The sequence below is a fragment of the Pseudomonas sp. genome (genome assembly GCF_017744435.1).
In the GTDB taxonomy this organism is placed as follows: Bacteria; Pseudomonadota; Gammaproteobacteria; order Pseudomonadales; family Pseudomonadaceae; genus Aquipseudomonas.
On the sequence record NZ_JAGIBG010000001.1, the window covers coordinates 314,966 to 335,746 of the forward strand.

At 63.7% G+C, this 20,781-nt stretch carries 24 protein-coding genes and 2 tRNA genes; 8 read left to right on the top strand and 18 right to left on the bottom strand.

Annotation, left to right across the window (positions count from 1 at the left end):
- Window positions 1-87: 87 nt before the first annotated feature.
- Window positions 88-408, bottom strand: coding sequence for an I78 family peptidase inhibitor (locus J7573_RS01495; RefSeq protein ID WP_294324777.1), 321 nt, complete (start codon window positions 406-408; stop codon window positions 88-90).
- Between the two features lie 259 nt (window positions 409-667).
- Here J7573_RS01495 and J7573_RS01500 point away from each other — a divergent pair, with 259 nt between their 5' ends.
- Window positions 668-880, top strand: coding sequence for a hypothetical protein (locus J7573_RS01500; RefSeq protein ID WP_103446789.1), 213 nt, complete (start codon window positions 668-670; stop codon window positions 878-880).
- Here J7573_RS01500 and J7573_RS01505 read toward each other — a convergent pair.
- From J7573_RS01505 to J7573_RS01535, 7 genes are read right to left on the bottom strand one after another with little or no spacing between them, the layout of a single operon-like run.
- On the bottom strand, window positions 852-1,859 hold the full coding sequence (locus tag J7573_RS01505; RefSeq protein WP_294324778.1) for a nucleoside hydrolase: 1,008 nt from the start codon (window positions 1,857-1,859) through the stop codon (window positions 852-854). The genes J7573_RS01500 and J7573_RS01505 overlap by 29 nt on opposite strands.
- Before the next feature lie 42 nt (window positions 1,860-1,901).
- Complete coding sequence (gene rbsD / locus J7573_RS01510) at window positions 1,902-2,300, bottom strand: D-ribose pyranase (protein ID WP_294324779.1); 399 nt, start codon at window positions 2,298-2,300, stop codon at window positions 1,902-1,904.
- Window positions 2,297-3,205, bottom strand: coding sequence for a ribokinase (rbsK, locus tag J7573_RS01515; protein WP_294324780.1), 909 nt, complete (start codon window positions 3,203-3,205; stop codon window positions 2,297-2,299). The genes rbsD and rbsK overlap by 4 nt, the downstream gene beginning before the upstream one ends.
- A 9-nt stretch (window positions 3,206-3,214) precedes the next feature.
- Window positions 3,215-4,237 (bottom strand): LacI family DNA-binding transcriptional regulator, encoded by a 1,023-nt coding sequence (locus J7573_RS01520; protein WP_294324781.1) that lies wholly within the window; start codon window positions 4,235-4,237, stop codon window positions 3,215-3,217.
- 4 nt (window positions 4,238-4,241) lie between these two features.
- Window positions 4,242-5,237: an ABC transporter permease gene (locus tag J7573_RS01525; protein ID WP_294324782.1), complete on the bottom strand. Its 996-nt coding sequence runs from the start codon at window positions 5,235-5,237 to the stop codon at window positions 4,242-4,244.
- Window positions 5,234-6,787, bottom strand: a complete 1,554-nt coding sequence (locus J7573_RS01530; protein ID WP_294324783.1) for a sugar ABC transporter ATP-binding protein — start codon at window positions 6,785-6,787, stop codon at window positions 5,234-5,236. Before J7573_RS01530 ends, J7573_RS01525 begins: the two co-directional genes overlap by 4 nt.
- 20 nt (window positions 6,788-6,807) lie before the next feature.
- Window positions 6,808-7,764, bottom strand: a complete 957-nt coding sequence (locus tag J7573_RS01535) for a sugar ABC transporter substrate-binding protein (RefSeq protein WP_294324784.1) — start codon at window positions 7,762-7,764, stop codon at window positions 6,808-6,810.
- A gap of 406 nt (window positions 7,765-8,170) precedes the next feature.
- On the opposite strand from J7573_RS01535, the gene J7573_RS01540 reads away from it, so the two are divergent.
- Both J7573_RS01540 and J7573_RS01545 read left to right on the top strand, forming a co-directional pair.
- Complete coding sequence (locus tag J7573_RS01540; protein WP_294324785.1) at window positions 8,171-9,259, top strand: asparaginase; 1,089 nt, start codon at window positions 8,171-8,173, stop codon at window positions 9,257-9,259.
- Window positions 9,260-9,391: 132 nt separating this feature from the next.
- On the top strand, window positions 9,392-9,634 hold the full coding sequence (locus J7573_RS01545) for a DUF1654 domain-containing protein (protein WP_103446780.1): 243 nt from the start codon (window positions 9,392-9,394) through the stop codon (window positions 9,632-9,634).
- 3 nt (window positions 9,635-9,637) lie between these two features.
- Here J7573_RS01545 and J7573_RS01550 read toward each other — a convergent pair whose 3' ends face one another.
- From J7573_RS01550 to J7573_RS01565, 4 genes are all read right to left on the bottom strand, one after another.
- On the bottom strand, window positions 9,638-10,063 hold the full coding sequence (locus J7573_RS01550) for a GTP pyrophosphokinase (protein ID WP_294324786.1): 426 nt from the start codon (window positions 10,061-10,063) through the stop codon (window positions 9,638-9,640).
- A gap of 62 nt (window positions 10,064-10,125) precedes the next feature.
- Window positions 10,126-10,698: an SPOR domain-containing protein gene (locus tag J7573_RS01555; RefSeq protein WP_110638684.1), complete on the bottom strand. Its 573-nt coding sequence runs from the start codon at window positions 10,696-10,698 to the stop codon at window positions 10,126-10,128.
- A 173-nt stretch (window positions 10,699-10,871) separates the two neighbouring features.
- Window positions 10,872-10,948 (bottom strand) — tRNA-Val (locus J7573_RS01560).
- A gap of 179 nt (window positions 10,949-11,127) precedes the next feature.
- A tRNA-Val gene (locus J7573_RS01565) sits at window positions 11,128-11,204 on the bottom strand.
- 202 nt (window positions 11,205-11,406) lie between these two features.
- On the opposite strand from J7573_RS01565, the gene J7573_RS01570 reads away from it, so the two are divergent.
- Entirely contained in the window at window positions 11,407-12,690 is a 1,284-nt protein-coding gene (locus tag J7573_RS01570; RefSeq protein WP_294324787.1) for an FAD-binding oxidoreductase, read from the top strand.
- Window positions 12,691-12,752: 62 nt separating this feature from the next.
- Here the strand turns inward: J7573_RS01570 and J7573_RS01575 are convergent, their stop codons facing one another.
- Window positions 12,753-13,439 carry a peptidase C39 family protein gene (locus J7573_RS01575; protein WP_294324788.1) on the bottom strand — a complete coding sequence of 229 codons (687 nt, stop codon included), beginning with the start codon at window positions 13,437-13,439 and terminating at the stop codon, window positions 12,753-12,755.
- A gap of 212 nt (window positions 13,440-13,651) precedes the next feature.
- Here J7573_RS01575 and J7573_RS01580 point away from each other — a divergent pair, with 212 nt between their 5' ends.
- Complete coding sequence (locus tag J7573_RS01580; protein WP_294324789.1) at window positions 13,652-13,831, top strand: hypothetical protein; 180 nt, start codon at window positions 13,652-13,654, stop codon at window positions 13,829-13,831.
- Window positions 13,832-13,884: 53 nt separating this feature from the next.
- On the opposite strand, the gene J7573_RS01585 is transcribed toward J7573_RS01580, so the two are convergent.
- The gene (locus tag J7573_RS01585; RefSeq protein WP_103446775.1) at window positions 13,885-14,637 is read right to left on the bottom strand and encodes a TerC family protein; all 753 of its coding nucleotides are present in this window, start codon (window positions 14,635-14,637) and stop codon (window positions 13,885-13,887) included.
- A 28-nt stretch (window positions 14,638-14,665) separates the two neighbouring features.
- Window positions 14,666-14,905 carry a hypothetical protein gene (locus J7573_RS01590; protein WP_110638690.1) on the bottom strand — a complete coding sequence of 80 codons (240 nt, stop codon included), beginning with the start codon at window positions 14,903-14,905 and terminating at the stop codon, window positions 14,666-14,668.
- 132 nt (window positions 14,906-15,037) lie between these two features.
- On the opposite strand from J7573_RS01590, the gene nhaR reads away from it, so the two are divergent.
- From nhaR to J7573_RS01605, 3 genes are all read left to right on the top strand, one after another.
- Window positions 15,038-15,931, top strand: a complete 894-nt coding sequence (gene nhaR / locus J7573_RS01595; protein WP_294324790.1) for a transcriptional activator NhaR — start codon at window positions 15,038-15,040, stop codon at window positions 15,929-15,931.
- Between the two features lie 74 nt (window positions 15,932-16,005).
- A complete protein-coding gene (sstT, locus tag J7573_RS01600; protein ID WP_294324791.1) occupies window positions 16,006-17,217 on the top strand; it encodes a serine/threonine transporter SstT in 1,212 nt (403 codons plus the stop codon).
- Between the two features lie 153 nt (window positions 17,218-17,370).
- The gene (locus J7573_RS01605) at window positions 17,371-18,018 is read left to right on the top strand and encodes a DUF480 domain-containing protein (RefSeq protein ID WP_294324792.1); all 648 of its coding nucleotides are present in this window, start codon (window positions 17,371-17,373) and stop codon (window positions 18,016-18,018) included.
- 5 nt (window positions 18,019-18,023) lie between these two features.
- On the opposite strand, the gene J7573_RS01610 is transcribed toward J7573_RS01605, so the two are convergent.
- The 3 genes from J7573_RS01610 to ahpC form a co-directional block, all read right to left on the bottom strand.
- Window positions 18,024-18,212 carry a hypothetical protein gene (locus J7573_RS01610; protein WP_041166543.1) on the bottom strand — a complete coding sequence of 63 codons (189 nt, stop codon included), beginning with the start codon at window positions 18,210-18,212 and terminating at the stop codon, window positions 18,024-18,026.
- A gap of 167 nt (window positions 18,213-18,379) precedes the next feature.
- Complete coding sequence (ahpF, locus tag J7573_RS01615; RefSeq protein WP_294324793.1) at window positions 18,380-19,942, bottom strand: alkyl hydroperoxide reductase subunit F; 1,563 nt, start codon at window positions 19,940-19,942, stop codon at window positions 18,380-18,382.
- Between the two features lie 125 nt (window positions 19,943-20,067).
- Window positions 20,068-20,631, bottom strand: coding sequence for an alkyl hydroperoxide reductase subunit C (gene ahpC / locus J7573_RS01620; RefSeq protein WP_004375926.1), 564 nt, complete (start codon window positions 20,629-20,631; stop codon window positions 20,068-20,070).
- Window positions 20,632-20,781: the final 150 nt, after the last annotated feature.

Here is a 20,781-nt window from a genome sequence, read left to right on the forward strand (position 1 = left end):
CACCGGCAAAGCCGGTGCCATCCACCGCGGTGCCTGCTTCGCGGGCAAGCCCGCTCCCACAGGAACAGCACAGGCCTCAAATGCGCATCAACCGCAGTTGACGCGGGTCACCACACCTTGCTCATCCACATTCAGGTTCAGGCGCTCGGAGCGGTACTCCAGGGTCACCACGTCGTGCGGCTTGAGAATGCGCGCCATCTGCGAACCACTGGCCTTGCGCGCCTGCTCCAGCAGGTCGGCGCTGCCCGGCTTGCCGATGGCGAAGTCGGCACCGCTGGCCTCGCAGCGGCCATCGTTGCCAGCCGGCGCCTCAGGCGCCTTGCCACCCCCGGCGTTACCGCCAGTGCTGCAACCAGCCAGGACAGCAGCCACCGCCAGGGTTGCCAGGAAAGCGCGGGTACGGAACATGAATCCTCCTAAATCGATCTGGGAACTGTCTGATCCGACAGCTCCGCCAAGAGTTTGTTGCAAAACCGGGAAAGTCTGCCTGATCTGACCTGCATGGGCCAAAGGCAATCGTGACCGAATTTTACCGCCCAGCCGACGAGTCGCTTGGTTTGCGCCGCAAAGTCATGATTTACTTTAGGAAGTGAAGGCATAGTGCCTTCTTCGAACGCCAGGATCCGGTGTTCGCCCCTCCGCCCCGGGCCCGCAGCGAGAGCCTTTCATGAGCAGCCACAGCATCGACGCCGATATCAAGGTCAAGTGGGCCGAAGGCCAGAGCGCCTACAGCCCCAGCACGCCCGAAGAGTTGCTGTTGATCGCCATCGACCTGCTGGTGCGCGACCGCGGCGGCGAGGCGGCGCGCAGCTTCATCGACCAGGTGTTCGAGCGCTACGCGCCGCACACGGCTATTGCAATCGAGCCAGGCGCGCGCTGAGCAGGTCGAAAAAGCCCTGGGCGTCACCCTCGTTCACCCACAGTACATTGGCCGGCTGCTTGAGCACGCCGTACCAGTCGGCAATGGTCTGGCCGAAGGTCGGGCCTTCGCGGCTGTCGACGCTCATGTGAATGCGCCGGCCGCTGAACAGCTCGGGTTTCAGCAGGTAGGCGATGACGCTGGCGTCATGCACCGGGCCACCGGGCATGCCGTACACGTCCATGTCGTGCTTGACGTAGGTTTCCAGGATATCGACCACTTTCTTGCTGGCTTGGTTGTTCACGGCCGCCAGCTGCTTGAAGCGCGTGTCGCTGGTAATGATCTTGTGGGTGACATCCAGCGGCAGGTAGGTCAGCTGCACGCCGCTGGCCAGCACCACCTCGGCGGCATGCGGGTCGGCATAGAGGTTGAACTCGGCCACCGGGGTCATGTTGCCGCCGTTGAAGTGGGCGCCGCCCATGACCACCACTTCCTTGATGCCCTTGACGATGTCTGGACGCTGGATCAGCGCCAAGGCCAGGTTGGTCTGCGGGCCGAGCATGGCGATGGTGATGCTGTGGGGCTTGGCGCCACCCAAGGTGTCGACCAGGTACTGCACGGCGTTGCCCTGGGCCAGGGGCATTTTCGGTTCGTGCACCTGGATACCGGTCAGGCCTTCTTCGCCATGCACGTCGGCTGCGTAGATCGGCGCACGCACCAGCGGCCGCCCTGCCCCGGCGTATACCGGGATGTCTGCACGGTTGGCCCATTCGCGGGCCAGGCGGGCGTTGCGTGAGGTCTTTTCCAGGCGCACGTTGCCGGCGACGGTGGTGATGGCGCGGATGTTGAGCTCTTCGGGGGAGGCCATGGCCAGGAACAGTGCGACCACGTCGTCGGCGCCGGGGTCGGTGTCGATGATCAGGTCACGCGGGGCGGCCTGGAGGGTGGTGGTGGCGGCTGCGGCCATGAGGGTGAGTCCTTGTAGCAGGGGTTTGAGCATGGAGGCACTCCTGTTGCCTAGAAAAGGAACTCGGTGCGCTTGCTAGAAGGTGACGCCGGAAATCAGGGCGATATTGCTGTAGGGCTGGCATTCGCCGGTGCGGACAATCGCCCGCGCATTACGCGACAATTCCTTGAACGACTCATGGCTCAGCCATTCGCGCTTGCCCAGCTTGCCCTTCAAGCGCTCGATCTCCACCAACGCTGGCGGCACCACCTTCTGCATCTCTTCGGCCAGCACGTGCCGCTCCACCTGCAACTCGCTCAACACCGCGCGCAGCACACTGGCAAAATCCGGTATCCCCGCCGTCAACGCCAGGTCGATCAGTTCGACTCCTGGCGGCACCGGCAACCCGGCATCACCGATCACCAGGATGTCGCCATGGCCCATCCCGGCGATGGTCCGCGACAGCGCGACGTTGAGCAGCGTGGTCTTTTTCATGGAGTGAGCTCCGCCAGATAGGGAATCGACGGCTGGGCACCGGCACGGGTAACGGACAAGGCCGCGGCGCGCTGGCCGAAAACGATGGCCTCGCCCTCCCCCTTGCCCTGCACCAATGCAGCGGCAAAACCGCCGATGAAGGTGTCGCCCGCCGCCGTGGTATCCAGCGGCTGCACCTGGGGCGCCGGGAAGTGCTGGCTGCCGTCGCGGCTGACGAACAATGCCCCCTGCGCGCCCAAGGTGACGATCACCTTGCCTGCACCCAGTTGCAGCAAACGCTCGCCCGCACGACGGGCGCTTTCCAGGTCATTGACCGGCTCGCCCGTCAACGCCTCGGCCTCGCTTTCATTGGGGGTGAGGTAGTCGATATGGGCGAACCACTCCGCTGGCAGCGGGCCAGTGGCCGGCGCCGGGTTCAGGATCACTTGCTTGCCCAGCTCGCGCCCCCTGGCCAGCGTCCAGGCCACGGTCTCGGTCGGCACCTCGAGCTGGCAGATGATCACCTCTGCCACCTGCAGCAAGGCATCGAAACGCTGCACCGACTCAGGCGTCAGCAGCGCGTTGCCGCCCGGAATGATGACGATGCAGTTCTGGCTGGCAGCGTCCACGGTAATCAGCGCCACACCACTGGACACACCCGGGCACACGCCGACCGCCTGGCAATCGATGCCCTCCACTTCCAGCGCCTGGCGCAACTGCTGGCCATAGGCGTCATCGCCGACATTGCCCACCATCGCCACACTTCCCCCCAGGCGCGCCACCGCCACCGCCTGGTTGGCGCCCTTGCCGCCGGGCACGGTGAAAAAGCTTTCCCCGGCCAATGTTTCGCCGGCTCGTGGCAGCCGCTGGGCGCGGGCCACCAGGTCCATGTTGAGGCTCCCGACCACCACTACCTTGGCATGCATGGCAATTCCTTAGCGGTAATCATTGAACAGGTCCGGGCGCGGCCCGGTGGATTCGCGCAGTACGATGCGCGGGGCGACGATGCGCTGCTCGGCCGCATCGCGACGTGGCGTGGCGATGCGCGACAGCAGCAAGGCGGCAGCATTCTCGCCCAGCTCGCGAATCGACTGGCCGACCGTGGTCAGCGGCGGATACACATAGCGGCTCAGCTCGATATCGTCGAAGCCGATCACCGACAGCTCGCCCGGCACGTTGATATTGCGCTCGGCAGCAGCGCGCAACACGCCGAAACCGATCATGTCGTTGCCGGCGAAGATCGCCGTCGGCCGCTCGCCCTCGAGCAGCTGTGCGGCGGCGGCATGACCACCCGGGCTGGTGAAGTCGCAATGCAGCACACGCCCCGCCAGCACTTCGGCCTCGGCTTCGGCCATTGCCCGGCGATAGCCGCTCAGGCGCAACTGGGTAACGCCGGTCTCGGCCGGGCCACCAATGTAGGCGATGTCGCGATGGCCCAGCTCCAGCAGATGGCGGGTCGCCAGGTAGGCACCGTGCTCGTGGTCGATGCGCACCAGGTCGGCATCGACGCCTTCCAGCTCACGGTCGACGATGACCATCGGCGTGCGCACACCGGCCAGACTCTGCAGCAGGTCGGCATCCTCGCCCACCGACGCCACTACCAGGCCGTCGATGCGCTTTTCCAGCAGCACGCGCAAATAGCTGCGCTGCTTCTGTGGGTTGTCGTCGGAGTTGCACAGGATCACGCAGTAGCCGTTGCGCTCGCAGGCATCTTCGATGCCCCGGGCCAGCTCGGCGAAGTACGGGTTGACGCTGTTGGGCACCAGCAGGCCGATGGTGGCCGTGCTGCGCGCCTTGAGCGAGCGCGCCACGGCGCTGGGCACGTAGTCGAGCTCAAGGATGGCCGCTTCGACCTTGAGCCGTACCTGCTCGCTGACCGGGCGGGTCTTGTTCAGGACATGGGATACCGTGGTGTAGGAAATGCCCGCGAGGGCCGCGACGTCTTTGATGGTTGCCATGGTGTCAGTTCCGCCGGCCTGCACGCCGGCTGCGATAAGTGTCGAGCACCACGGCGATGACGATGACCGCCCCGGTGATGATGCGTTTGGTGGGTTCCGACGCGCCGATCTGCGCAAGGCCTGCGGCCAGCACGGAAATGATCAGCACGCCAAAGAAAGTACTGATGACCGAGCCACGCCCGCCCATCAGGCTGGTGCCGCCGATCACCACGGCAGCAATCACCTGCAGCTCCAGACCGGACCCGGCATTGGGGTCGGCGGCTTCCAGGCGCGAGATCTGGAACAGTGCGGCCAGGCCGGCGAGCAGGCCCATCAGGGCGAATACCAGCACCTTGTATGGGCGCGGGTCGATGCCGGCCAGGCGCACGGCCTCTTCGTTGGTGCCGATGCCGATCAGGTAACGGCCGAACACCGTGCGGGTCAGCACCAGCTGGGCCAACACGATCACCAGCAACGCGATGATGAAGGCCGGCGAGATGCCGAAGGCGACCGGGTTGGAGAACCAGGCGTAGGCATCGCCGATATAGGCGGTGCGCGAGTCGGTGAACTGGTAGGCCAGGCCGCGGGCCATTTCCAGCACGCCGAGCGAGACGATGAACGACGGGATGCGCCAGGCCACGGTGACGCCACCAGTGATACTGCCGGCCAGGGCGGCGACGGCCATGCCGAGCAAGGCCGCAGGCAGTACGCCCCAGCCCCAGCCGAGGATCGCCACGCTGACCGTGGAGGCCGCCAGCGCCAGCACCGAGCCAACCGACAGGTCGATGCCACCGATGATCAACACGAAGGTCATGCCCACGGCCAGCACCATCAGGTCGGGAATCTGGTTGGCCAGGGTGCTGAAGGTGGCATACGACCAGAAGTGGCTGCTCAGGAACGAGAACAGCACGATCATCGCCAGCAAGGCGCCGGCCAGGCCCAGGTAGGTGCCCAGGCCGAAGTAGCTACTGTTGCGGCGCACGGGCGCGCCACTCGGGGTGTCGAGGGGTGTGGTCTTCATGCATCCATCCTGGGTGCTGCGTCATGCAGCAGGGCATCACGTTTCTGGTAGCCGGCGAAGGCCGCGGCCAGGAGCTGGTCCTGGCTCCAGCGCTCGCGGTCGAAGGTGTCGATCAGGCGGCCGGCGGAAAGCACGGCGATGCGGTCGCAGATCAGCATCAGTTCGCGCAGGTCGCTGGACACCACCACCAGGGCCTTGCCCTGGCGCGCCAGCTCGGCCAGCAAGCCATAGATGTCGAACTTGGCGCCGACGTCGATGCCGCGGGTGAGCTCGTCGAACAGCAGCACCTGGCAGTCGCGCTCCAGCCAGCGGCCGATCACCACCTTCTGCTGGTTGCCACCGGACAGCTCGCCGACCGCCTGCGCCGGGCTGGCGCTGCGGATGCGCATGGCGCTGATCTGGCGTTCGGCCAGGGCCATTTCCGCCTCGCGGTCGAGCACCCCGGCGCGGGACACGGCGGGCAGGTTGCCCAGGGCGATGTTGGCGCTGATCGATTGGGTCAGCAGCAAGCCTTCGCCCTTGCGGTCCTCGGTAATCAGGGCGATACCGGCTTTTACCGCCGCCTTGGGCGAATCGATGGTGACCGGTTTGAGCGGCTGGCCGATTTCGATGCTGCCACTGTCGGCACGGTCGGCGCCGTAGATCAGCCGCAGCAGCTCGGTGCGCCCGGCGCCGATCAGCCCGGAGATACCGAAGATCTCCCCTGCCCTGACCTGCAGCGATACATCGCGCACCTTGTCGCCGCGGCACAGCTTGTCGACCTTGAGCAGCGGCGCGCCGATGGTGCGGCGGCCCAGGTCGATATGCTCGCCCAGTTCGCGGCCGACCATCAGGTTGACCAGCTCGGCGCTACTGTAACGCTGGATCGGCTCGTCGCACACCAGCTGGCCGTCGCGCAGCACGACGATGCGCTGGGCCACGCGCTGCAATTCTTCAAGGCGATGGGAGATGTAGACGATGGCCACGCCGCGCTGGCGCAACCGCTCGATCTGGGTGAACAGCAGCTCCACTTCGCGGGCGGTGAGCATCGCCGTGGGCTCGTCGAAGATCAGCACATGGCAGTCGCCGATCAGGTTGCGGGCGATCTCGACCATCTGCTGATGGCCGATGCCCAGCTCGCCGACCGGGGTGTCCGGGTCGATGGCATCCAGGCCGACCTGGGCCATGGCGGCCGTGGCCAGCTGGCGCAGGCGCTTGTGGCTGATCCAGCCGAAGCGGCTGGGCAGGTTGTCGAGGAACAGGTTTTCCGCCACGGTCAGGGTCGGCAGCAGGTTGAGTTCCTGCATGACCATGCGCACACCGAGCCGCTCGGCCTCGCTGCGGCTGGCCGGCGCGTAGGCCTGGCCGCGGTAGGTCATGCGCCCGGTGGTGGGTGTTTCCAGGCCGCAGATGAGCTTGGACAGCGTGCTCTTGCCCGCCCCGTTCTCGCCGGTCAGCGCCAGCACTTCGCCGGCGCGCAGGGCCAGGCTGACCTCGGCCAGTACCGACTGGGCGTAGCGCTTGCCCAGGCCGCTGGCGGCAAGCACCACTTCATTGGCCGATGCTGACATGGCCATCTCTCCTGCTGGGGTCAGGGCTTGGTGATGAGTTCGACCGGGGTCTGGATGACGTTGTCGGCGTCCACGTCCGGCTTCTCGCCCTTGAGAACTTTCAGCGCTGCCTGGATGCCGTACACCGCTTGTTGGCTGGCGGCCTGGTCGAGGGTGGCGAGCACGCGGCCATCCTTGAGCATCGGCTTGATGGCGTTGATGTTGTCGTAGCCCACCACCTGCACCTGGCCGGTCTTGCCGGCGGCGCGCACGGCCGAGACGGCGCCCAATGCCATGCTGTCGTTACCGGCCAGCAGTGCCTTGAGGTCGGGGTATTCGTTGAGCATGGAGGCGGCGACGGCATTGCCCTTGTCGATTTCCCAGTTGCCGGACTGCACCGAGACGATCTTCATCTTCGCGGCTTCCATCGCATCCTTGAAGCCAGCGGTGCGCTGCTGGGCATTGGTGGTGGTCGGCACGCCTTCGATGATGCCGACCTGGTCACCGGACTTGAGCTTCTGATTGGCCAGATAATCACCGACCAGGCGGGCACCCTTGCGGTTGTCAGGGCCGACGAAGGGCACGCTGATGCCTTTGCTCTTGAGCAATTCAGGGTCCAGGCGGTTGTCGATGTTGATGACGATGACGCCCTGGTCCATGGCCTTCTTCACTGCCGAGACCAGCGCCTTGGAGTCGGCCGGCGCGATCACCAGGGCCTTGGCACCGGAGTTGACCATCTGCTCGACGATACGGATCTGTTCACCGGTATCGGTTTCGTTCTTGATGCCGTTGGCAACCAGGTCGAAATCGCCAGGGTGGGCTTTCTGGTAGTCCTTGGCGCCGTCTTCCATGGTGCGGAAGAATTCGTTGGCCAGCGACTTCATGACCAGCGCGACCTTGGGTTTTTCCTCTGCGTGGGCAGCGGACAGCGGCATGGCGAGGGACAGCGAGGACATGACGGCGAGCGCCAGCAGACGACCGGGGAACGGCAGCTTCATGGGAGATGACTCCGAATCTTGTGATTTTTATCGGATCGCAAACGTTTGCGTTGAGTAACTATGGAAACAAGACCTGGTTTTGTCAAATCCGTTTCGCTGACGGGGGCAAGACGCGGCTGCTGCTGATTATCCGGAATTTTTACGAAAAACCGAACACCTTTTCCTATGCTTGTTCGGGGTTCCGAATGGAATACGCCCTTGTAGGAGCGGCCTTGCGTCGCGAAAGGGGTGCGCAGCAGCCCCCGGCAATTACTGCGGCGCACCTGATATCCCGGGGGCGCTTCGCACCCCTTTCGCGACGCAAGGCCGCTCCTACACACCTGGCCGCGCAGGAATGGTACGGAATCTGCCTGTCGTCCTGTGCAACACAGCAACCATCTCATTAGGAAGAGAGAGAACAATAATTATGAATGCTGCACTGAAGTCCTTCGCCCCCAGCGCCCTGGCGCTGCTGCTGATCCTGCCCGCCACTGCCTCGGCAAAGGAAGCCGAAACCCAGCAGAAACTGGCCAACGTGGTCATCCTCGCCACCGGCGGCACCATTGCCGGCGCCGGTGCCAGCGCTGCCAACAGCGCCACCTACCAGGCCGCCAAGCTCGGCGTCGACAAGCTGATTGCCGGCGTGCCGGAACTGGCGGACCTTGCCAACGTACGCGGTGAGCAGGTGATGCAGATCGCCTCCGAAAGCATCACCAACGACGACCTCTTGAAACTGGCCAAGCGCGTCGCCGAGCTTGCCGACAGCAAGGACGTCGATGGCATCGTCATCACCCACGGCACCGACACCCTGGAAGAAACCGCCTATTTCCTCAACCTGGTCGAGAAGACCGACAAGCCGATCGTGGTGGTCGGCTCCATGCGCCCAGGCACGGCGATGTCTGCCGACGGCATGCTCAACCTGTACAACGCCGTGGCGGTAGCCAGCGACAAGCAGTCGCGCGGCAAGGGCGTGCTGGTGACCATGAACGACGAGATCCAGTCCGGCCGCGACGTGAGCAAGTCGGTCAATATCAAGACCGAAGCGTTCAAGAGCGCCTGGGGCCCAATGGGTATGGTGGTGGAAGGCAAGTCGTACTGGTTCCGCCTGCCAGCCAAGCGCCACACCACTCAGTCGGAGTTCGACATCAAACAGATCAGCAGCCTGCCGCAGGTGGACATTGCCTACAGCTACGGCAACGTGACCGACACGGCGTACAAGGCGCTGGCGCAGAGCGGCGCGAAAGCGATCGTCCATGCCGGTACCGGCAATGGCTCGGTGTCGTCGCGGGTGGTGCCGGCGCTGCAGGAGCTACACAAGAACGGCGTGCAGATCATTCGCTCGTCCCACGTCAACCAGGGTGGTTTCGTGCTGCGCAATGCCGAGCAACCGGATGACAAGTATGACTGGGTGGTGGCCCATGACCTGAACCCGCAGAAGGCGAGGATCCTGGCGATGGTGGCGATGACCAAGACCCAGGACAGCAAGGAGCTGCAGCGGATCTTCTGGGAGTACTGATAGCGTATGACCTGGGGCTGGTGCGCCGCCTGCACCAGCCCTTGCCCGCGAAAAATCCAGCACCTATGCAGTTGCGAAATACTTTGCCTTGAAATACTGTACGCACATACAGCACAACAAGGAATCGCCTCCGTGGCCAACACCGCCGAAGCAACCGCAAGCAGCTACCAGCAACTGGGCCTGCGCATCCAGAAGATCATCAACAACCCCCTCGCCCAGCGCAGCCGCGCCGCGCTGATCTTCCGCCTGGAGCACGAGTCGCCCGATGACTGGGCAACCCTGCTCGAGGAAATCGCCGAGAACGACAACGTCACCCTCGCCCACCGCGACGACGGCGGCGTGCAGATTTTCTGGACCGTGCCGAAGGAAGACTGAGGCTCAGGCCAGCGCCTGCAGGTAGGCACTGGCCTCGCGGTAACGGGCCAGCCGCGCCAGATCGGCCGGGCCAGGCACCGCGATCCGGGAAAGGTCGCTATTGTCGGCCAGGTCGGCCAGCTTGACGGTGCGCGCCAGCGGGTCACTGCCCAGGCGCACCACAAAGTCCTGATAACTTTCGCCCTTGTTCCGGCTCAAGGCCAGCAAGGCGGCGAGAATTTTCAGGGGGAAGCCCTCACGGGCCAGGTCGGAAAGGGTCAGCGACGTGTCTTCGATCACGTCGTGCAGCACGGCGACAATGCGCTGCTCCGGTGTGCTGACCCGCATCATCACTCTCAATGGGTGGAGGATATAAGCCGCTCCACCCTTGTCGTATTGCCCTTCATGTGCCCTGGCGGCCACGGCAATGGCCCGCTCCAGCGTAGACATGAGGCCCTCCCCGTTTGGCTAGTCTCAGGCCAAGCATAGCCGGGGAAGACTACAGATTACAGTTAACGCTGCGCACCATGCTGGATGACGATCGAATCGGTACCCAGCTTGGCCATTACCTCGGCCTTGCGCGCATCCGCCTCGGCCTTGCTCGGGAACGGCCCCATCAGCACCACGGGTTTGCCGTCGCGGTATTCGACCGAGGACGGGATGCCTTTCTCGATCAGGCGTGCGGTCATGTCGGTCAGTGCCCCCATGTTGGCACCCTGGATCACTTCGACATCCCAACCCTCAGGGGCCGGCTGATCGGCCAGTGCCTCGGCACGGCGCTGCAGGTCGGCACCGCCGCAGTATTCACGAATGCGCAGGTTGTTGCCGCCGTCATCGACGATGATTTCGTATTGGCCATCGGCACCCTTGATCGCCACGTAGCTGCGGTAGGCCTCGTACTGGCCGGCATCGTCCTTGCCGCGCACCTGGCCGCAGATGGTGCCCTTGGTGTCGATCCGCACGTTGCCGAACTTGGCGGTCTTGGGGTTGTGCAGGTGCTCGGCAACCTGCTTGTGCACACCCTCGACCTCGTTCTCACAGCCCGCCAGGGCCAGCACTGCCAATACCACTGCCAGTTTGCGCACGCGTGTACCTCCAGATTCGAAGGGGCGGATTCTACCATGGCGCCCAGGGCACCGCCCGCGACCAAAGGTTACACGCTGCTTCGAGGGGGGGCTTTTTCGAGAGGGGCATGGAATGCAAAAAGGGCGACCCTTGCGGATCGCCCTTTTCGTTGCCCGGAGACCGGGACTTTGTTTGGTAGGCACAATTGGACTCGAACCAACGACCCCCACCATGTCAAGGTGGTGCTCTAACCAACTGAGCTATGTGCCTGTCGTGTGGTGCGCATATTAGTGATCGAATGCGTACCTGTAAAGCGTTTTTTTCAAAAAAATCAAAAACTTTCAGAAACCTGCAGGCGCCGGTGCCCGCCACCGCGAATGCACCCATAATGCAAAAAGGGCGACCCTTGCGGATCGCCCTTTTCGATGCCCGGAGACCGGGACTTTGTTTGGTAGGCACAATTGGACTCGAACCAACGACCCCCACCATGTCAAGGTGGTGCTCTAACCAACTGAGCTATGTGCCTGTCGTGTGGTGCGCATTCTACGCAATCCAAAAACCCTGTCAACACTTTTTTTCGCGCTAACTCACTGAATCTTAAACTGTTTATAGAGAAGGGCGCGCTGCAGGCCAGTAAAGGATTTTCAACAGACGACTAGCGGGTGTTTATTATTATTGATAGCATCGGTACATTCGTTAAAAATATAAAACACAGAGGTTCCTGCAGCATGGCTAACACCCCCTACCCCCAGTCCTACTACGCCGCCTCGGCCAACCCGGTGCCGCCACGTCCGGCGCTGCAGGGTGAGGTGGAAACCGATATCTGCATCATCGGTGCCGGCTACACCGGCCTGTCCAGCGCGCTGTTCCTGCTGGAAAACGGCTTCAAGGTAAGCATCGTCGAAGCGGCCAAGGTCGGCTTCGGCGCATCGGGCCGCAACGGTGGCCAGATCGTCAACAGCTACAGCCGCGACATCGACGTCATCGAGCGCACCGTCGGCCCTAAAGAAGCACAGCTGCTCGGCAAGATGGCCTTCGAAGGCGGCCGCATCATCCGTGAGCGCGTGGCCAAGTACAACATCCAGTGCGACCTGAAGGACGGCGGCGTGTTCGCCGCGCTGACCTCCAAGCAGATGGGGCACCTGGAGTCGCAAAAACGCCTGTGGGAACGCTTCGGCCACACCCAACTGGAGCTGATGGACCAGAAGCGCATCCGTGAAGTGGTTGCCTGCGACAGCTATGTCGGCGGCATGCTGGACATGAGCGGCGGCCACATCCACCCGCTGAACCTGGCCCTGGGCGAAGCCGCCGCGGTCGAGTCGCTGGGCGGCATCATCTATGAGCAGACCCCGGCCATCCGCATCGAGCGTGGTGCCAACCCGGTGGTGCACACCCCGCAAGGTAAGATCCGCGCCAAGTTCATCATCGTTGCCGGCAACGCCTACCTGGGCAACCTGGTACCGGAACTGGCCGCCAAGTCGATGCCATGCGGCACCCAGGTAATCACCACCGAGCCGCTGGGCGAAGAACTGGCCCACACCCTGCTGCCGCAGGACTACTGTGTGGAAGACTGCAACTACCTGCTCGACTACTACCGCCTGACCAGCGACAAGCGCCTGATCTTCGGCGGTGGCGTGGTGTACGGTGCGCGCGACCCGGCCAACATCGAAGCGATCATTCGCCCGAAGATGCTCAAGGCCTTCCCGCAGCTGAAGAACGTCAAGATCGACTACGCCTGGACCGGCAACTTCCTGCTGACCCTGTCGCGTCTGCCACAGGTCGGCCGTATCGGCGACAACATCTACTACTCGCAGGGTTGCTCGGGCCACGGCGTGACCTACACCCACCTGGCGGGCAAGGTGCTGGCCGAGGCCCTGCGTGGCCAGGCCGAGCGTTTCGACGCCTTCGCCGGTCTGCCGCACTACCCGTTCCCGGGTGGCCAGATGCTGCGTGTACCGTTCAGCGCCATTGGTGCCTGGTACTACAGCCTGCGTGATCGTCTGGGCTTCTGACGATGTAAGCAGGCCTGGCCTCTTCGCGGCGGTTCGGCGCGAAGAGGCCGGTGCAGGCAAAGTTATTTGTTCAGGCTACGCACGGCCTGTTTTGCCGCCACTTCCTGGCCCGCCCGGGCCAGTTCGTCGGCAGCCTGCAGCCAACGCTGGCGGTCCACCTGGGCCGGCAGCTGGCGCGGGGGCTGCACCAGCACCGCCCAACTCCCCTCCTTCGCCCACGCCGAGGCAAAGTCGTCGAACGCCATCAGCTGGCGCCGATGCATCCCCGAGCGCAGCAGCACGCGCTTCTTGAAGCTGTCATAGCCGATCAGCACCGCGTAACGCGGTTCGCTCCACCACGCCGAACCTTCCTCGTAACGCAACAGCACCGGATTGCCGGCGGCCACCTGGGTCAGCAAGGCATCCAGCTGCTTGTCCAGCGGGTACACGACCATGCCGTACTCGCGGGCCACGCGCGGGATGCTGGTTTCCAGCGCATCGGCGCCCTTGGGCAGATTCAGCGGTTTGTCCAGCAGCCCCGGGGTGATCGGCGCACCTTGCTGCGAGAGCAGGGCGGCCAGGGCCATCGCGCCGCTGTGGTTGGCATTGCCGCGGTAGAACGGCACGCTGCTGATTTCGACCCGCTGGGGCATGCCCTTGAGGCTTGCAGGGGGTGCGCTGGCGCAGCCGCCAAGGGTCGCGGCCACCAGGCAGACGGCCAACAGCTGACGCGGGACGGTCGCCCAGCGCTTGCAGGAATGTTGCTCCATGGACACTCGCTTGTTCCGATGCCAGGCGGGCAGCGCCCGGCTCTGGCAGCGATCATAGGACGCCGCGTTGCGCGGGTATAGTCCGACGAGAGATCGAAACCAATCGGCTTAAGCAATCGACCTTTGGTCAATGGAACGTCACGGCCGGGCAGCTAGACTAAAGCTGTGTCTGGAGGGCAAACCGCAGGTTGGCCCGAGAGAAGGAGGCACACATGAGCCTGACCATGGCAATCCTCATGCTGGTAGGTATGTGGCTGAGCGTCGCGGCCGCCATGCTGTGGGGTGTTCTGCGTATCGTGCGGCGTCATTCCCAGCATCACCACCTGCCACCGAAGGCCCTGGCCAAGGCGCAGCCCGTGCGCAGGGCGCGGCGGCATGCCGGGGTGCACTGAGGTTTCTTCACCTGAATGCAAACGGGGCGCCAAGCGCCCCGTTGTTTTTTTCATCAGCCTTCAGCAGCTTCACGCTTGAGCCGCGCTCGGCGGGCCAGGATGTTGAGGATCTCGATCACCGTCGAGAAGGCCATCGCCGCATACACATACCCTTTCGGTACATGGGCGCCAAAACCTTCGGCGATCAGCGTCATGCCGATCATGATCAGGAAGCCCAGGGCCAGCATCACCACCGTCGGGTTGTCATTGATGAAGTTAGCCAGCGGGTCGGCGGCCACCATCATGACGATGACTGCGGTGATCACGGCAATGATCATGATCGGCAGGTGCTCGGTCATGCCCACGGCAGTGATGATGCTGTCGACCGAGAAGACGATGTCCAGCAGCAGGATCTGGAAGATCGCCGCGGCAAAGCCCAGGGTGACCGTGTTGGAGACCTTGGCTTCTTCCTTGGCGCCGTGCGGGTCGACGTTCTCGTGAATCTCCTTGGTGGCCTTCCACAGCAGGAACAGGCCGCCGGCGATCAGGATCACGTCCTTCCACGAGAAGGCATTACCGAACACCTCGAATACCGGGTCGGTCAACTGCACGATCCAGGCCACGGTGCTGAGCAGGGCCAGGCGCATGACCAGGGCCATGCTGATACCGATACGGCGTGCCTTGGAGCGGTATTCCACAGGCAGTTTGTTGGTCAGGATCGAGATGAAGATCAGGTTGTCGATACCCAGTACCACTTCCATGGCCACCAGCGTTGCCAGGGCGACCCAGGCGGTTGGGCTAGCGGCGAGTTCCAGCAAGTATTCCATTGTTCAAATCCTGAAGCGGCGGTTGGGGTCAGATTTCTTGGGTGTGTGCTTTCTTCTCGGCGTCCTTGGGCTTTTGGCCCTCGTGACCGATGGCATCGCTCAACGCCTGCTGGGCGGCCTTGTTGGTGTCGTCGATGGCCTGCTTGGCCGACTTGGCGGCCTGGTCGAGCATCTGCTGGGCAGACTTCTCGGCCTGGTCGCAACCGGCCAGGCTGAACAGCGCCAGGGCCAGCACCAGCGGAGTGCCAATGGATTTGAGTTGCAGCATGGTGTCCTCGCTTGAAAAATCCCGGCGGCGCGAAGCGCCTGATGGGGTCGCATTCTAAAGACGCCAATACTTCAGGAAAATTCGTATTTCCAGTGTGTATACTTCGGTTTTTCCGAATCGGGACCCGCGCGCTTGCTCAACTATCGCCAGCTTCACTACTTCTGGGCCGTGGCCAAGACCGGCAGCATCGCCCGCGCCAGCGAGCAGCTGAACCTGACGCCACAGACCATCAGCGGGCAGATCAGCCTGTTCGAGCAGACCTACGGGCTGGAGCTGTTCCAGCGCGTCGGCCGGCAACTGGAGCTGACCGAAACCGGCCGTCAGACGCTAGTCTACGCCGAGCAGATGTTCCAGATCGGCGGCGAGCTGGAGGCCATGCTCAGGGCTGGCCCGCAGGAGCAGATCCTGTTTCGCGTGGGGGTGGCCGACGTGGTGCCGAAGTCGATCGTCTATCGCCTGCTGGCGCCGACCATGGAGCTGGACGAGGTGCTGCGCATCAATTGCCGCGAAGACAAGCTCGAACGGCTGCTGGCAGACCTGGCGATCCAGCGCCTGGACCTGGTGATTTCCGACAGCCCGATGCCCAACCACCTGGACATCAAGGGCTACAGCCAGAAGCTCGGCGAATGCGGCCTGAGCTTCTTTGCCACCCCGGCCCTGGCCCGGCAACATGCCGGCCCCTTCCCCGCCTGCCTGCAGGATGCGCCGCTGCTGATTCCCGGCCCGGAAACCGTGGTGAGCAGCCGCCTGTTGCGTTGGCTGAGCGAACAGCAGGTGCAGCCGCAAATCGTTGGAGAGTTCGATGACAGTGCGTTGATGCAGGCATTCGGCCAGTCAGGCAGCGGGATTTTCGTCGCACCGAGCGTGATTGCCGAGGAAGTCTGCCGCCAGTATGGCGTCGAGCTGATTGGCCAGACCGAAGCGGTGCATGAGTCGTTCTATGCCATTTCGGTGGAGCGCAAGGTCAAGCACCCGGGGATCGTGGCGATTACCGAGGGCGCGCGGCGGGAGCTGTTTCACTGGTAGTGGCTGCCGGCGATAGGGCCCGGCCTGATTGTGCTAAAGTCGCGCCCTTTGAAGATTCCGAGACTCCGCTGCACATGACGCCTGTTTTCCGCCTCCTCAACCGCACCAGCCTGGTGACCCAGATCGTCATCGGCCTGGTCGCCGGCATCGCCCTGGCCCTGCTGGCGCCTGCCATCGCCCGTGACCTGGGCTTCCTCGGCAAAGTGTTCGTCAGCGCCCTGAAGGCCGTCGCGCCGGTGCTGGTGTTCATTCTGGTCATGGCGTCGATCGCCAACCACCGCCACGGCCAGGAAACCCACATCCGCCCGATCCTCTGGCTTTATCTGCTGGGCACCTTCGCCGCCGCCGTGGTGGCCGTGGTCGCCAGCATGCTGTTCCCTTCGCAGCTGGCCCTGAGTACCAGCGAGGCGACCCTGAGCGCGCCAGGCGGCATCGTCGAGGTGATGCAGAACCTGCTGTTGAGCGCGGTCGACAACCCGGTGAACGCCTTGCTCAACGCCAACTTCATCGGTGTGCTGACCTGGGCCATCGGCCTGGGCGTGGCCCTGCGCCACGCTGGCGATACCACCCGCACCGTGGTCGAGGACCTGTCCAACGGCGTGACCTTGATCGTGCGTGTGGTGATCCGCTTCGCCCCGCTAGGCATCTTCGGGCTGGTCAGCTCGACTTTGGCCCAGTCTGGCCTCGGCGCCCTGCTTGGCTACCTGCACCTGCTGGGTGTGCTGATCGGCTGCATGCTGTTCGTGGCGCTGGTGATGAACCCGCTGATCGTGTTCTGGAAGATCCGCCGCAACCCTTACCCGCTGACCTTGCTGTGCTTGCGCGAAAGCGGTATTACCGCGTTCTTCACCCGCAGCTCGGCGGCCAACATCCCGGTCAACCTGGCGCTGTCGGAGCGCCTGGGGCTGCATGAGGACACCTATTCGGTGTCAATCCCGCTGGGGGCGACCATCAACATGGCCGGCGCGGCGATCACCATCACCGTGCTGACCCTGGCGGCGGTGCATACCCTGGGCATCCCGGTCGACTTGCCGACGGCGGTGCTGCTGAGCCTGGTGGCTGCAATTTGTGCCTGCGGTGCCTCTGGGGTCGCGGGTGGTTCGCTGCTGCTGATTCCGCTGGCGTGCAGCCTGTTCGGCATCCCCAGCGAAATTGCCATGCAGGTGGTGGCGGTGGGCTTCATCATTGGCGTGCTGCAGGATTCGGCGGAGACGGCGCTGAATTCTTCGACCGATGTGTTGTTCACTGCGGCGGCTTGCCAGGCAGAAGTGCGGCGTAACGCTTGAGATTGCCGGGGCCGCTTTGCGGCCCTTTCGCAGCGGTTCGTCGCCACGACAAGCCAGCTCCCACAGGTATTGCGCAGGCCGCAAGAGCGGTGATTGCTTAAGCCTGGCGCTTTACCTACGCTAGTGGCCTTTCCCCAGCAATGAGACAGGGCCATGTCAGAACACGAAACCGCAGGCGAAGGCCGCTTCAGCAGCATCGAGATCCGCATTCTCGGTGCGCTGATCGAGAAGCAGGCCACCAGCCCGGAAAGCTACCCGCTGACCCTCAACGCCCTGGTCCTGGCCTGTAACCAGAAGACCAGCCGGGAACCGGTCATGAACCTCACCCAAGGCCAGGTCGGCCAGGCCCTGCGCGCCCTCGAGGGCCAGGACATGACCCGCCTGCAGATGGGCAGCCGCGCCGACCGCTGGGAACAGCGAGTGGACAAGGCCCTGGAGCTGGTCCCGGCGCAGCTGGTGCTGATGGGCCTGCTGTTCCTGCGAGGGCCTCAGACCCTCAACGAGCTGCTGACCCGCAGCAACCGCCTGCACGACTTCGACGATACCGAGCAGATCCAGCATCAGCTCGAACGCCTGATTTCGCGCGACCTGGCCCTGCACCTGCCACGCCAGGCCGGGCAGCGGGAAGACCGCTATACCCATGCCCTCGGTGATCCGGCGGAAATCGAAGCCATTCTGGCCGCGCGCCAGCAGGAAGGTGGCGTTCGCGGCAGTGGCGGCACTGTCTCGGAAGAGCGCATTGAAGCCCTGGAAGCGCGGATCGCGGCGCTGGAGGCACGCCTGGCCGATCTGGAAGGCTGAGCCGCCTAGGGTTCAGGGTCAGGGAAGTTGCGACAGCTCTTGCGCTCGGCCAGCTCCCGGTCACTGGGGCGCTGGTCGACGAATACGGTGCGGCCGTCGGCGTAGATCTCGAGGTAGCCCCAGTGCAGATCCTGCTCCTTCTGCCCGGGCTTGGGGGGGACTAGCCACCAGGGTTCGCGGCTGATCAGGGTCATGGTGAAGTTCCTGAGGGTGTCTGCGCTAAGCATAGACACCCTCAGGTTTTGCTTTGTCAGTGCCGGCCCTTTCGCGGCTAAAGCCGCTCCCACAGGTCAACCACAGGCCTAATGGGCAGTGATTTCCCTGTGAGAGCGGCTTTAGCCGCGAAGAGGCCAGTGCAGGCTTACGCCGGTGCCGAAGTGCGGATCAGGTGATCGAACGCCGCCAGCGAAGCCTTGGCACCCTCGCCCACCGCAATGACGATCTGCTTGTACGGCACGGTGGTCACGTCACCGGCGGCAAACACACCTGGCACACTGGTCTGGCCCTTGGCGTCGACGATGATCTCGCCACGCGGCGACAGCTCGACCGTGCCTTTGAGCCAATCGGTGTTCGGCAGCAGGCCGATCTGCACGAAGATGCCTTCCAGCGCCAGGTCATGCACCTCATCGGTGCTGCGGTCCTTGTAACGCAAGCCCGTCACTTTCTCGCCATTACCGACCACTTCGGTGGTCAGCGCGCTGGTGATCACCTTGACGTTCGGCAGGCTGTGCAGCTTGCGCTGCAGCACCGCGTCGGCACGCAGCTGGCTGTCGAACTCGATCAGCGTCACCTGGGCGACGATACCGGCCAGGTCGATGGCCGCTTCCACGCCGGAGTTGCCGCCGCCGATCACCGCCACGCGCTTGCCCTTGAACAGCGGGCCGTCACAGTGCGGGCAGTAGGCCACGCCACGGGCGCGGTATTCCTGCTCGCCCGGCACGTTCATTTCGCGCCAGCGGGCGCCCGTGGCGAGGATCACGGTCTTGGCCTTGAGCGAGGCGCCGCCGGCCAGGCGCACTTCGTGCAAGCCGCCGTCGGTGGCCGGGATCAGCGCTTCGCCGCGCTGCAGGTTCATGATGTCGACGTCGTACTGCTTGACGTGTTCTTCCAGCGCCGTGGCCAGCTTCGGCCCTTCGGTCTCCTGTACCGAGATGAAGTTCTCGATGGCCAGTGTGTCGAGCACCTGGCCGCCGAAACGCTCGGCAGCGACACCGGTGCGGATGCCTTTGCGTGCGGCATAGATGGCCGCTGCGGCGCCGGCAGGCCCACCGCCGACCACCAGCACGTCGAAGGCGTCCTTGGCGTTGATCTTCTCGGCCTGGCGTGCACCGGCATTGGTGTCGATCTTGCCGAGAATTTCTTCAAGGCCCATGCGGCCCTGGCCGAACACTTCGCCATTCAGGTAGATGCTCGGTACCGCCATGATCTTGCGCGACTCGACTTCATCCTGGAACAGCGCACCGTCGATGGCCACGTGGCGCACATTGGGGTTGAGCACCGCCATCAGGTTCAGCGCCTGGACCACGTCCGGGCAGTTCTGGCACGACAGCGAGAAGTAGGTTTCGAAGGTGAACTCGCCTTCCAGTGCCTGGATCTGCTCGATCACTTCGGCGCTGGCCTTGGACGGATGGCCGCCGACTTGCAGCAGCGCCAGCACCAGGGAGGTGAATTCGTGGCCCATGGGGATGCCGGCGAAACGCAGGCTGATGTCGGCTCCCGGGCGGTTCAGCGAGAACGAAGGGCGACGGGCATCGCTGCCGTCCGCACTGAAGGTAATGAGGTTCGACAGGCCGGCGATTTCCACCAGCAGGTCGTGCAATTCGCGGGACTTCGCGCCGTCGTCGAGGGAGGCAACGATCTCGATCGGCTGGGTGACCCGCTCCAGGTAGGTTTTCAGTTGCGATTTAAGCGTGGCGTCCAACATACGGGCGATTCCTTTTTCAAAACTCGGATACAAAAACGCCCAGGCGAGGTCGCCCGGGCGCTTTTACGGGGCGGTAGGTACTTCAGCTTTGGCGGCTGCTTACCGCCCGCGACTGCTTCACAGTCTTAGATCTTGCCGACCAGGTCCAGGGAAGGGGCGAGAGTAGCTTCGCCTTCTTTCCACTTGGCCGGGCAGACTTCGCCTGGGTGAGCGGCAACGTACTGGGCAGCCTTCACTTTGCGCAGCAGCTCGGCTGCGTCGCGGCCAACGCCACCGTCGTTCAGTTCGACGATCTTGATCTGGCCTTCCGGGTTGATCACGAAGGTACCGCGATCGGCCAGGCCGGCTTCTTCGATCAGCACGTCGAAGTTGCGCGAGATGACGTGGGTCGGGTCACCGATCAGCGGGTACTGGATCTTGCCGATGGTGTCCGAAGTGTCGTGCCAGGCTTTGTGGGTGAAGTGGGTGTCGGTCGACACGCCGTAGATTTCCACGCCCAGCTTCTGGAACTCGGCGTAGTTGTCGGCGAGGTCACCCAGCTCGGTCGGGCAAACGAAGGTGAAGTCGGCCGGGTAGAAGAACACGACGGACCACTTGCCTTTCAGGTCGGCTTCGCTGACCTGAACGAACTCGCCCTTGTGGTAGGCGGTGGCGTTGAACGGTTTGACCTGGCTGTTGATGATTGGCATGAGAGACGCTCCTTCATGGGGTTGGAATCAGTTGATGGAGAGAATCCTAACCGCTGGTCCCGATAAAGGCTCATTGGCAAAGCTCATGCTTGTGATTGGTTTTGGCTATAACCAGGGATAATTAATAGAAGGGAATGGGCTGAGCAAAGG

Excerpts from the sequence above, each read along its gene's own strand:
- J7573_RS01495 (WP_294324777.1), bottom strand. The coding sequence starts at position 408 with ATGTTCCGTACCCGCGCTTTCCTGGCAACCCTGGCGGTGGCTGCTGTC.
- J7573_RS01500 (WP_103446789.1), top strand. The coding sequence starts at position 668 with ATGAGCAGCCACAGCATCGACGCCGATATCAAGGTCAAGTGGGCCGAA.
- J7573_RS01505 (WP_294324778.1), bottom strand. The coding sequence starts at position 1,859 with ATGCTCAAACCCCTGCTACAAGGACTCACCCTCATGGCCGCAGCCGCC.
- rbsD (WP_294324779.1), bottom strand. The coding sequence starts at position 2,300 with ATGAAAAAGACCACGCTGCTCAACGTCGCGCTGTCGCGGACCATCGCC.
- rbsK (WP_294324780.1), bottom strand. The coding sequence starts at position 3,205 with ATGCATGCCAAGGTAGTGGTGGTCGGGAGCCTCAACATGGACCTGGTG.
- J7573_RS01520 (WP_294324781.1), bottom strand. The coding sequence starts at position 4,237 with ATGGCAACCATCAAAGACGTCGCGGCCCTCGCGGGCATTTCCTACACC.
- J7573_RS01525 (WP_294324782.1), bottom strand. The coding sequence starts at position 5,237 with ATGAAGACCACACCCCTCGACACCCCGAGTGGCGCGCCCGTGCGCCGC.
- J7573_RS01530 (WP_294324783.1), bottom strand. The coding sequence starts at position 6,787 with ATGTCAGCATCGGCCAATGAAGTGGTGCTTGCCGCCAGCGGCCTGGGC.
- J7573_RS01535 (WP_294324784.1), bottom strand. The coding sequence starts at position 7,764 with ATGAAGCTGCCGTTCCCCGGTCGTCTGCTGGCGCTCGCCGTCATGTCC.
- J7573_RS01540 (WP_294324785.1), top strand. The coding sequence starts at position 8,171 with ATGAATGCTGCACTGAAGTCCTTCGCCCCCAGCGCCCTGGCGCTGCTG.
- J7573_RS01550 (WP_294324786.1), bottom strand. The coding sequence starts at position 10,063 with ATGTCTACGCTGGAGCGGGCCATTGCCGTGGCCGCCAGGGCACATGAA.
- J7573_RS01570 (WP_294324787.1), top strand. The coding sequence starts at position 11,407 with ATGGCTAACACCCCCTACCCCCAGTCCTACTACGCCGCCTCGGCCAAC.
- J7573_RS01575 (WP_294324788.1), bottom strand. The coding sequence starts at position 13,439 with ATGGAGCAACATTCCTGCAAGCGCTGGGCGACCGTCCCGCGTCAGCTG.
- J7573_RS01580 (WP_294324789.1), top strand. The coding sequence starts at position 13,652 with ATGAGCCTGACCATGGCAATCCTCATGCTGGTAGGTATGTGGCTGAGC.
- J7573_RS01585 (WP_103446775.1), bottom strand. The coding sequence starts at position 14,637 with ATGGAATACTTGCTGGAACTCGCCGCTAGCCCAACCGCCTGGGTCGCC.
- J7573_RS01590 (WP_110638690.1), bottom strand. The coding sequence starts at position 14,905 with ATGCTGCAACTCAAATCCATTGGCACTCCGCTGGTGCTGGCCCTGGCG.
- sstT (WP_294324791.1), top strand. The coding sequence starts at position 16,006 with ATGACGCCTGTTTTCCGCCTCCTCAACCGCACCAGCCTGGTGACCCAG.
- J7573_RS01605 (WP_294324792.1), top strand. The coding sequence starts at position 17,371 with ATGTCAGAACACGAAACCGCAGGCGAAGGCCGCTTCAGCAGCATCGAG.
- J7573_RS01610 (WP_041166543.1), bottom strand. The coding sequence starts at position 18,212 with ATGACCCTGATCAGCCGCGAACCCTGGTGGCTAGTCCCCCCCAAGCCC.
- ahpF (WP_294324793.1), bottom strand. The coding sequence starts at position 19,942 with ATGTTGGACGCCACGCTTAAATCGCAACTGAAAACCTACCTGGAGCGG.
- ahpC (WP_004375926.1), bottom strand. The coding sequence starts at position 20,631 with ATGCCAATCATCAACAGCCAGGTCAAACCGTTCAACGCCACCGCCTAC.